The sequence below is a fragment of the Pontivivens nitratireducens genome, assembly GCF_014235845.1.
GTDB lineage: Bacteria > Pseudomonadota > Alphaproteobacteria > Rhodobacterales > Rhodobacteraceae > Pontivivens > Pontivivens nitratireducens.
On the sequence record NZ_JACJUQ010000004.1, the window covers coordinates 259,678 to 269,392 of the forward strand.

The following is a 9,715-nucleotide window of genomic DNA, read 5'->3' on the forward strand; positions in this document are numbered from 1 at the left end:
ATGCTCGAACTCAACGCCACGCCCGCAGGAAACACCGCCGATCTGATCAAGGACACGACCGAGGCCACCTTTATGGCGGATGTCGTGGATGCCTCGCAGCAGGTTCCGGTCCTTGTCGTCTTCTGGTCGGCGATGGTTCCGCAATCCAAGCAAATCATCCCGATGATCGAGGCAGAAGTCACCGGCGCACGCGGCGCGGTGAAGCTGGTCAAGGCGAACGCGGATGAGAATCAGGCCATCGCCGCCCAGCTTCGCATCCAATCCGTGCCCACCGTCTATGCCTTCTATCAGGGCCAACCGCTCGACGGGTTCCAGGGCGCTCTGCCGCAGAGCCAGATCAAGGCCTTCATCGAGAAGACCGTGCAGGCCGCAGGCGGCGATATGTCCGGTGGTCTGGATGAGGCGATCGAGCAGGCCGAGCAGATGCTGGATGCCGGTGAGGTCGCGGATGCCGCGCAGGTCTTCGCCGCGATACTGGAGGAAGACCCCGCTCAGCCCCGCGCCATCGCCGGACTGGCCAATGCCTATATGGCACTGGGTGAGACAGCACAGGCCAAGGCCGTTCTGGACGCCGCCCCGGAACAGGTCGCGGAGGCGGCGGAGATTTCCGCCGTGCGCGCCCGGATCGAGCTGACCGAGGCCAGCGCCGGTGCGGGTGAACTGGACACGCTGCAAGCCGCTGTCGAGGCCGCACCCGACGATCATCAGGCCCGCTTCGACCTGGCCCTTGCCCAGATCGGCGCAGGCGAAAACGACGCGGCCATCGACAGTCTGCTGGAGATCTTCCGCCGCGACCGCGACTGGAACGACGACGCCGCGCGCCAGCAATTGTTCAAGCTGTTCGACGCGATGGGCCCCAAGGATCCCGCCACGGCGAAGGGCCGCCGCCGTCTCAGCTCGATGATCTTTTCCTGATGCGCCGCTTCGCCGCAGCCGATCTGCCCGAGGTCCTGCCGATCTTTCCGCTGGGCGGTGCCTTGCTGCTGCCCCGTGCGCGGTTGCCGCTCAACCTGTTTGAGCCGCGCTATCTGGCGATGTTCGACGACGCGCTGAAAACACCGGAGCGGATGATTGCCATGATCCAGCCCGCCGAGGGGCCGCAGGGCACCTCGCGCCTGCATTCCATCGGCTGTGCGGGGCGCATCACGCAATTCTCCGAAACCGATGACGGGCGCTATATCGTGTCTCTCACCGGGATATCCCGCTTTCGTCTGATCGAGGAGGTCGAGGGCTTTACCCCCTACCGCCGCGCGCGGCTGGATTGGGGCAGCTTCGGCCGCGATCTGGGTGTCGAGGAGAAGGACGACGCCTTCGACCGCCACGCCTTTCTCGACCTGCTGTCGCGCTTTTTCGACAGTGCGCAACTGTCCAGCGACTGGGACAGCCTCAAGGAAGCGGATGAGGAGTTGCTCATCAACTCCCTGTCGATGCTCTGCCCGTTCGAGGCGGAGGAGAAGCAGGCCTTGCTCGAAGCGCCGTCCCTGGCCACCCGGCGTGAGACTCTGGTGATGTTGATGGAGTTCGCCCTGCGCGCCGGCGATGGCACCGACACGTCGATCGTGCAATGAAGGCGGGCGCAGGATGACGCAGGTGGTGGATCGCAAATTGCTGGAAACACTCGTCTGTCCCGTGACGCGGGGCGTGCTCGTCTATGATCGTGAGGCGAAGGAACTGATTTCACGCAATGCCGGCCTCGCCTATCCGGTGACGGAGGGGGTGCCGGTCATGCTGCCAGAGGTTGCCCGCCAGATCGACGATTAGTCGCCGCGTATCGCTACGATATTTCCCGGCAGAATCTATCTCTCTCAGGCCCGGTGATACGGCGATTGCGCCCGTATGGACGCGGCCCGATACAGTTGTTCGGCCAGCATCACCCGCACCAGCATGTGCGGCCAGACCATTTTCCCGAAACTCAGTGAAGCGTGGCATGTCTTTCGCAAAGCAGGCGCGATACCATCTGCGCCCCCGATTATGAACGCCATGTCTCGCTGACCGTCATCTGCCCGCGCCTGAAGCATGGTCGCGAAATCGGGCGAGGAGATGAGCTTGCCCCTCTCGTCCAGCGCGATGCGCCACGCACCGGCGGGGATCGCGGCATCCAGCAGCTTGCCCTCACCCGCCATGCCGCCGCCCTTGCGGTCATCCACCTCAATCACCTCGACCGGGCCGAGGCCATGTGGCCGCCCGGACCGGTCGAACCGAGCGAGGTAATCCTCGATCAGGTCCTTCTCGGGCCCTGTACGCAAACGCCCGACAGCGACAATGGCAATCCGCACGCCGCGATCAGGTCGACGGCTGATCCGGCTCGCCCATCGGGCCGAGCCACATCTTTTCCAGCTGGTAGAACTCGCGCACTTCCGGCCGGAACAGATGCACGATGACATCGCCCGCGTCGATCAGCACCCAATCGCCGGTGTCACGCCCCTCGACGCGCGCCGACTTTCCGGTCGCCGCCTTGACGCGATCAATCAGCTTTTCCGCCATTGCGGAAACCTGACGAGAGGATCGCCCCGAAGCCACGACCATATGGTCCGCCATGGCGGATTTACCCTTGAGCGGAATGGATACGACCTCTTCGGCCTTGTCATCGTCGAGCGAGGCCAGCACCAGCGCCAGCATCTCTGCCGAGCTGAATGCGTTTCGTGCCGTAGTGACCGTGGCACTGTCCGGTGCGGTGGTGTCCACCGCGGCAACACGTTCCGACAGAACGATGTCCTCCTTCATTTGCGCACCGGAATGGCACGCGAGACTATTATAATTTAGCAACTTTGCCCCGTTCGCTCAACCCTACGCAACGGCGGGACGCGCCCGAATAGCCGATTCGCGACGTGTTGTCGCGCGCAATCTCAAACCGCGCGCGCATGACTGTTCCGCACGATCGCCGGTCATGTTCGCCTCGCCCCCGCTAGTGTGCGGTTCAGCTCCGCGAATTTGTCGCGGGACATTGGCGGTCGCCGCCGCGCAGCCCTATGCTGGATACGGAACGCAGATCACCGACGCAGCGGAGCAGGTTATGCAGGATTTCACGACCGCGTTTTTCGCAGCATTCGATCTGGTGCTGACGCTGGACCCGGACCTGATGCAGATCGTCGGGCTGTCGTTGCTGGTCTCGGGCGCGGCGGTGGCGCTGTCCTGCCTGATCGGGTTTCCGCTGGGGGCTGCGCTCGGCGCGGGCCGGTTTCCCGGCCGCCTGCCGCTGCTGGTTTTGGTCAACGCCGCGATGGGCCTGCCACCGGTGGTGGTCGGGCTGACGCTGTACCTGCTGCTCAGCCGGGCGGGCCCGCTTGGCCCCCTCGGCCTGCTCTACACGCCCGCCGCGATGATTCTGGCGCAAGCGGTCCTCGTCACGCCCATCGTCGCGGCCCTGACCGCGCAGATCGTGGCGGACCTGTCCGAGGAATACCGCGACCTGTTCGCGACTATGGGGATGAGCCGCACAGCCCAGGCCGCGACCCTGATGTGGGACGGACGGTTCGCCCTGACCACAGCCGTGCTGGCCGGTGCAGGCCGCGCACTGGCGGAGGTGGGCGCAGTCATCATCGTGGGCGGCAATATCGACCATGTCACCCGCGTGATGACCACCGCCATTGCGCTCGAAACTTCACGCGGGGCGCTGGAACTTGCCCTGGGCCTCGGCCTGATCCTGCTGGCGCTGTCGCTGGGTATCAATGCCGCGCTGATGGGAATGCGGGCCACTGCACGCAGGCTGGCCGATGGTTGAAAGCAACCGCCTGACCAATCTGGCACATCATCGCGGGGCGCAGACCCGGCCTCCGGCCGTGCGGTTGCACGACATACAGCTTCGGCGCGGCGGACAGCCGATCCTGCGCGGGCTCAGCGCCGAACTGGGCCAAGCAGATGTCTCCGCTATCATGGGGCCGAACGGTGCGGGAAAGACGCAATTGTTGCGCCTGCTTGCCGGGCTCGCCCAGCCCGATGGCGGCACCGTGCACTTTGCCTGGCCCGACGCGCCCGAGAAGCATCGCATCGCTCTGGTGTTCCAGCGACCTGTCCTGCTGCGCCGATCGACATTGGGCAATCTGTCCCACGCCCTCCGGCAATACGGGGTGCCCCGGCGCCGTCGGCTGTCCCGCGCGATGGAGCTGTTGGCATTCGGTGATCTGACGGACCGCGCCCGCACCCCGGCCCGCGCCCTGTCAGGGGGGGAGCAGCAGCGCCTCGCTCTCGTCCGCGCGATGGCAGCCGCCCCGGACCTGCTGCTGCTGGACGAACCGACATCCAACCTCGATCCCCGCTCCACCGCCGCCATCGAGGCCTTGATCCTGCGCGCCACCGCCCAGGGGGTACGCGTTATCCTGGTGACGCATGATGCGGGTCAGGCGCGCCGCCTGGCCGATGATATCCTGTTCCTGCACGACGGGCAGGTGGCCGAACACAGCCCCGCCGCCCGCTTTTTCGATATGCCAGCCTCGGCGCAGGCTGCCGCCTATCTTCAAGGAGATCTCTACCTATGATCCGCCTCGCATCCCTGTTCGTGTTGCTGACGCTGCCTGCAGTCGCGCAGGATCACATTCTGATCCAGTCCACTACCTCGACCCAGAACTCCGGCCTCTACGATCATTTGCTGCCGGTGTTCGAGGCCGAGACAGGCATTGAAACCCGGGTTGTCGCCGTCGGCACCGGACAGGCGATCCGCAATGCCACGAATTGCGACGGTGACGTGCTGCTGGTCCACGCCCACGCGGCGGAGGACGCCTTTGTCGCCGCCGGATACGGACTGCCGCGCCGCGATGTGATGTACAATGATTTCATCCTGATCGGCCCCGATGTCATCCTGGCCGACAGTCCGGCGGATGCGCTCACGCTTCTCGCCCGCGCGCAGGGGCCTTTCCTCTCTCGCGGGGATGACAGCGGAACCCATCGGCGCGAAACGGAGCTGTGGCGCGCGGCCGGCATCGACCCGACCACGTCGTCGGGCACATGGTATCGCGAAACCGGATCCGGCATGGGTGCGACGCTCAACATCACCGCCGCGATGGATGCCTACACCCTGACCGACCGCGCGACGTGGCTGACCTTCGCCAATTCGGCGGACCTGATCATTGCCTATGAAGGGCATGCCGATCTGAACAATCAATACGGGGTCATTGCCGTCTCACCCGACCACTGCCCGAGCGTCAATGCGACAGGCGCCCGGATATTCGTGGACTGGATTACCGGCCCGCAAGGACAGGCGACCATCGCCGCCTATCGCATGAACGGCGCGCCTCTGTTCACCCCGAACGCGACGGAGTAACGGTTCACTTTCCCGAAATATCCCCGCCGGAGGCATCCCATCCAAGGACGCCAGCGGCGAGGATATGGCGCAGTCCGAGAGGGGCTCAGGCCTCCCCGCGCACCAGCTTTTCGTAATCTTCGGCAATCATCCGGGCCAACGCGCCAACCTCGAACGTGTGTTCCCCGATCTGCCCGACGGGCGTCACCTCGGCCGCGGTTCCGGTCAGCCAGCACTGCTCGAAGCCGTCCAGTTCGTCGGCCATGATGTGACGCTCGACCACTTCGACATCCCGATCGCGCAGCATTCCGATCACGGTCTGGCGTGTGATCCCGTTGAGGAAGCAATCGGGCGTGGGCGTATGCACCTTGCCGTCCTTGACGAAGAACACGTTGGCGCCCGTCGCCTCAGCCACGTAGCCGCGATAATCCATCATCAGCGCGTCGGAGCAGCCTTTGGCCTCCGCCGCGTGCTTGGACATGGTGCAGATCATGTAAAGACCGGCGGCCTTCGCCTCGCTCGGGATGGTTTCGGGCGAGGGGCGTTTCCACTTCGAGATGTCGAGCTTGGCGCCCTGCATCTTCGCATCGCCGTAATAGGCGCCCCATTCCCAGGCGGCGACGGCCATACGCACCGGGTTGCGCTGCGACGCGACGCCCATATCCTCACCCGATCCGCGCCATGCCAACACACGGACATAGGCGTCCTTCAGACCGCTGGCTTTCAGGACTTCGGCCTTCGCCGCCTCGATCTGATCGACCGTATAGGGGATCTCCGCTTCGATCAGCCGGCCCGAGCGCAGCAGCCGCTCCGAATGTTCGCGGCTCTTGAAGATCGTGCCGTTATAGGCGCGCTCCCCCTCGAATACGGCGGATGCGTAGTGCAGCGCATGGGTCAGGACATGCACGTTCGCATCCCGCCACGGCACCATCTTGCCATCCATCCAGATGTGTCCATCCCGATCGTCGTATCCACCCGCCATGGTCATCCCCTCGTATTACGGCCGCTCGGCCAAGATTTTCATATGTTGCGCGAAAGTGCCCGCACTGGCCATTATATTTCATTAAAACAGGGTTCGGCTAGCATTCCGGTCTTGGATAGTCAATAAGACTGACTTAAAAAGGACCGCAGCCCAGAAGCAGGACCGACCATGAGCAGACGTTTCGCCGCCACGGCCCCGCGCAGTGAGCAACTCCTTTTCCTGACGGACGATCAGCTTCGCAATGGTATCGAGCTGATGTTCTTCGCCTATCGCGGTTTTACCGCCGATCCCGACCGATTGCTGGAGGATTACGGCTATGGCCGCGCCCATCACCGGGCGCTGCATTTCGTGAACCGCCGTCCCGGCGTGACGGTCAACGCCCTGCTCGACATCCTGGGGGTGACGAAGCAATCGCTGAACCGTGTGCTTCGCCAGTTGGTCGAGGATGGCCTGATCGAAAGCCGCATCGGTCAGGTCGATCGCCGGCAGCGCAACCTCTACCTGACCGAGAACGGCAAAACGCTGGAGCGCACCCTGTCGGAATCCCAGCGGACCCGAATGCGCAAGGCGTATATGGAGGCCGGGCCCGAGGCCGTGCACGGATTCCGCACCGTTCTGGAACAGATGATCGACCCCGAAATGCGCCCACGCGTGCTCAGCCTGATGGAGGAAGAGCGTGAGTGATCCGGCCATGGACGTCCACATCCTGATTGTGGACGATGACCAGCGCATCCGCGATCTGCTGCGAAAGTTCCTGTCTCGCCAGGGCTTCCTCGTCTCGGGCGCGCGCGATGCCGCCCATGCCCGGCGGCTGTTGGAAAATCTGGAATTCGATCTGATCGTGCTCGACGTGATGATGCCGGGCGAGGATGGTCTGAGCCTGACCCGCGCGCTGCGCGAAACGATCACGACGCCGATCCTGTTGCTGACCGCCCGCGGCGATGCCAACGACCGCATCACCGGGCTGGAGGCAGGCGCCGACGATTACCTGCCCAAGCCGTTCGAACCGCGTGAACTGGTCGCGCGCATCAACGCCATTCTGCGCCGCGCCCCGCTGGGGCCACGCAAGGATGAACCGCCCAAGACCATGCAGCTCGGCCCGGTACGCTATGATATCGGGCGGGGTGAGATGTGGCAGGGTGAAACGCAGGTGCGGCTGACCTCGACCGAGCAGACCCTGATGCGAATCTTCGCCGCCGAGCCGCACACCCCGATCACCCGTCAGGCCCTGATCGAGGCGTTGGGTCGCGATCACGGTCAGGCACAGGAACGCGCGATCGACGTGCAGATCACCAGATTGCGGCGCAAGATCGAGAGCGATCCGAAATCCCCCCGTTACCTGCAAACCGTGCGGGGTGCGGGGTATATGCTGGTTCCCGACTGAGGGGACGGAATCCGGGCAGCCCCCCGTGACGCCGGTTTTCAGGGCTGTTAACGTGTGGCCATGACAGTCTTGTTCACTCACCCTTCCAGCCTCGACCACGCGACACCTGAGGGCCATCCCGAACGGGCCGCCAGGATCGAGGCGATCTTCAAGGCGCTCGCCCCTTTTGACACGCTCAACAGAAGGGATGCGCCCGAGGTTACGGACGCGGCGCTGTTGCGCGTGCATCCGCAGCGCCATATCGACGCCATCACCGCCGCCAGCCCCGCGTCCGGCCTCGCTCAGCTGGATGCCGACACGTGGATGTCGCCCGGATCACTGAGGGCGGCACGGCATGCAGCCGGCGGCGCGATTGCTGCGGTGGATGAGGTCTTGTCCAACGGTGGCAATGCATTCGTCGCAATGCGCCCGCCGGGACATCACGCGGAAAAGACCACACCGATGGGGTTTTGCCTGTTCGGGAACGTCGCTGCCGCTGCGAAACACGCGCTCGACATGCACGGCCTGGCCCGTGTCGCCATCGTCGATTTCGACGTGCATCACGGCAACGGAACGCAAGATCTGCTGTGGGATGAGGAGCGGGTGCTGTTCATCTCCTCCCACCAGATGCCGCTATGGCCCGGCACCGGCGACGTCGATGAGCGTGGCGCGCATGGCAACATCCTGAACGTGCCCCTGCCGCCTGAAAGTGGCGGCGCGCAAATGCGCGAAGCTTATGAAAGCAAGGTGTTTCCCGCCCTCGAAGCATACAGGCCGGACCTGCTGATCCTGTCGACCGGGTTCGACGCGCACAAGGATGATCCGCTGGCGAACCTTAATTGGGCGACAGCGGATTTCGTCTGGCTAACGCAGGCGCTGTGCGATATCGCAGCGCGGCATTGCGCGGGACGGATCGTGTCCATACTCGAAGGCGGCTATGATCTGAACGCGCTGGCCGAGGCCGTCGCGGCCCATGTCAACGTATTGATCGAAAAGGAAAAGCGATGAGCGAACCCAAGGTCGAGGACCTCACTTTCGAGCAAGCCATGGCGGAACTGGAACAGGTTGTCGCCAAGCTGGAACGCGGCGATGTCGCGCTGGAACAGTCGATCACGCTCTACGAACGTGGTGCCGCGCTGAAAAAGCATTGCGAAACCCAGCTCGGCCGCGCCGAGGAGAAGATCGCCCAGATCACCGGCGAGGGCAGCGGCGCGACACCGGCAAGCTACGAATAATGCGGGATTTTCCCGAATATCTGGGCACCATTGCCACCGATCTGGAAGCGCGTCTCGATGCGCTGCTGCCCACCGGGGACGCGATTGCCGAGGCGATGCGCTGGGGCACGCTGGGCGGTGGAAAGCGCCTGCGTGGATTTCTGGTGGTGGAAAGTGCCGCCCTGTTCGACGTGTCGCGCGATCGGGCGCTCAATACCGCCGCCGCCATCGAATGCTTGCACGCCTACAGCCTGATCCACGACGACCTGCCCTGCATGGACGACGACGATCTGCGGCGCGGTCGCCCGACGGTGCACCGCAAATGGGACGAGGCGACAGCGGTTCTGGCCGGTGATGCGCTGCAAACGCAGGCTTTTGCGATTCTGTCCGACCCCGCAACACATCCCGATCCGTCGGTGCGGATCGCCCTGGTTTCCGCGCTGGCCGCTGCCTCCGGTCAGGGGGGAATGGTTGGCGGACAGGCGATGGATATCGCGGCGGAAACGGCGGGCCGAATGCTCGACCTTGTCGAAATCCGCACTTTGCAGGCGCTGAAGACCGGGGCCCTGATCCGGTTCGCGGCCCAGTCCGGCGCCCTTCTGGGGCAGAGCGACAGCACCGCGCGGGACGCGCTGACCCGCTATGCCGATGCCTTGGGCGCTGCCTTTCAAATCCGCGATGACCTGCTGGACGTGGACGGTGACGAAGCGGCGGCGGGCAAGGCATTGAACAAGGATGCACAAGCGGGCAAGGCGACCTATGTGTCATTGCTGGGCGTGGATGGCGCGCGGCAAAAGGCGGACGAATTGATCGCGCAGGCTATCTTTGCTCTAAGGCCCTTCGGCACCCGTGCAGACGCGCTCGCGGATGCCGCCCGATATACGATTTCACGAACGACGTAGCAGATTCCCGAGGAGACC

Annotated in this window: 14 protein-coding genes; 11 read left to right on the forward strand and 3 right to left on the reverse strand. The window is 64.4% G+C overall.

All coding sequences use genetic code 11. The features are described 5' to 3' along the window. Genes H1S03_RS07145 through H1S03_RS07155 form a run of 3 tightly spaced genes read left to right on the forward strand, consistent with a single transcriptional unit; the run spans position 1 to position 1,761 of the window. Positions 1 to 915 (forward strand): thioredoxin family protein, encoded by a 915-nt coding sequence (locus H1S03_RS07145; RefSeq protein ID WP_185803832.1) that lies wholly within the window; start codon positions 1 to 3, stop codon positions 913 to 915. Next, the gene (locus H1S03_RS07150) at positions 915 to 1,568 is read left to right on the forward strand and encodes an LON peptidase substrate-binding domain-containing protein (protein ID WP_166189385.1); all 654 of its coding nucleotides are present in this window, start codon (positions 915 to 917) and stop codon (positions 1,566 to 1,568) included. The genes H1S03_RS07145 and H1S03_RS07150 overlap by 1 nt, the downstream gene beginning before the upstream one ends. Positions 1,569 to 1,581: 13 nt before the next feature. Further along, on the forward strand, positions 1,582 to 1,761 hold the full coding sequence (locus tag H1S03_RS07155) for a Trm112 family protein (protein ID WP_166189382.1): 180 nt from the start codon (positions 1,582 to 1,584) through the stop codon (positions 1,759 to 1,761). Positions 1,762 to 1,805: 44 nt separating this feature from the next. Here H1S03_RS07155 and rlmH read toward each other — a convergent pair whose 3' ends face one another. Both rlmH and rsfS read right to left on the reverse strand, forming a co-directional pair. Beyond that, positions 1,806 to 2,276 (reverse strand): 23S rRNA (pseudouridine(1915)-N(3))-methyltransferase RlmH, encoded by a 471-nt coding sequence (gene rlmH / locus H1S03_RS07160; RefSeq protein WP_185803802.1) that lies wholly within the window; start codon positions 2,274 to 2,276, stop codon positions 1,806 to 1,808. A gap of 7 nt (positions 2,277 to 2,283) precedes the next feature. Further along, complete coding sequence (gene rsfS, locus H1S03_RS07165; protein WP_166189377.1) at positions 2,284 to 2,724, reverse strand: ribosome silencing factor; 441 nt, start codon at positions 2,722 to 2,724, stop codon at positions 2,284 to 2,286. A 289-nt stretch (positions 2,725 to 3,013) separates the two neighbouring features. On the opposite strand from rsfS, the gene H1S03_RS07170 reads away from it, so the two are divergent. The 3 genes from H1S03_RS07170 to H1S03_RS07180 are packed head-to-tail and all read left to right on the forward strand — an operon-like array spanning position 3,014 to position 5,257. After that, on the forward strand, positions 3,014 to 3,721 hold the full coding sequence (locus tag H1S03_RS07170) for an ABC transporter permease (protein WP_185803833.1): 708 nt from the start codon (positions 3,014 to 3,016) through the stop codon (positions 3,719 to 3,721). Next, positions 3,714 to 4,475, forward strand: a complete 762-nt coding sequence (locus H1S03_RS07175; protein ID WP_185803803.1) for an ATP-binding cassette domain-containing protein — start codon at positions 3,714 to 3,716, stop codon at positions 4,473 to 4,475. Before H1S03_RS07170 ends, H1S03_RS07175 begins: the two co-directional genes overlap by 8 nt. After that, a complete protein-coding gene (locus H1S03_RS07180; RefSeq protein ID WP_185803804.1) occupies positions 4,472 to 5,257 on the forward strand; it encodes an ABC transporter substrate-binding protein in 786 nt (261 codons plus the stop codon). The genes H1S03_RS07175 and H1S03_RS07180 overlap by 4 nt, the downstream gene beginning before the upstream one ends. An 85-nt stretch (positions 5,258 to 5,342) precedes the next feature. Here the strand turns inward: H1S03_RS07180 and H1S03_RS07185 are convergent, their stop codons facing one another. Then, entirely contained in the window at positions 5,343 to 6,218 is an 876-nt protein-coding gene (locus H1S03_RS07185; RefSeq protein ID WP_185803805.1) for a branched-chain amino acid aminotransferase, read from the reverse strand. 168 nt (positions 6,219 to 6,386) lie between these two features. Here H1S03_RS07185 and H1S03_RS07190 point away from each other — a divergent pair, with 168 nt between their 5' ends. Genes H1S03_RS07190 through H1S03_RS07210 form a run of 5 tightly spaced genes read left to right on the forward strand, consistent with a single transcriptional unit; the run spans position 6,387 to position 9,697 of the window. Then, complete coding sequence (locus H1S03_RS07190) at positions 6,387 to 6,902, forward strand: MarR family winged helix-turn-helix transcriptional regulator (protein ID WP_185803806.1); 516 nt, start codon at positions 6,387 to 6,389, stop codon at positions 6,900 to 6,902. After that, positions 6,895 to 7,602: a response regulator gene (locus H1S03_RS07195; protein ID WP_185803807.1), complete on the forward strand. Its 708-nt coding sequence runs from the start codon at positions 6,895 to 6,897 to the stop codon at positions 7,600 to 7,602. Before H1S03_RS07190 ends, H1S03_RS07195 begins: the two co-directional genes overlap by 8 nt. A gap of 60 nt (positions 7,603 to 7,662) precedes the next feature. Beyond that, entirely contained in the window at positions 7,663 to 8,589 is a 927-nt protein-coding gene (locus tag H1S03_RS07200; protein WP_185803808.1) for a histone deacetylase family protein, read from the forward strand. Then, positions 8,586 to 8,816, forward strand: coding sequence for an exodeoxyribonuclease VII small subunit (locus tag H1S03_RS07205; protein ID WP_166189357.1), 231 nt, complete (start codon positions 8,586 to 8,588; stop codon positions 8,814 to 8,816). Before H1S03_RS07200 ends, H1S03_RS07205 begins: the two co-directional genes overlap by 4 nt. Beyond that, the gene (locus tag H1S03_RS07210) at positions 8,816 to 9,697 is read left to right on the forward strand and encodes a polyprenyl synthetase family protein (RefSeq protein ID WP_185803809.1); all 882 of its coding nucleotides are present in this window, start codon (positions 8,816 to 8,818) and stop codon (positions 9,695 to 9,697) included. Before H1S03_RS07205 ends, H1S03_RS07210 begins: the two co-directional genes overlap by 1 nt. The last annotated feature ends 18 nt before the right edge of the window (positions 9,698 to 9,715 follow it).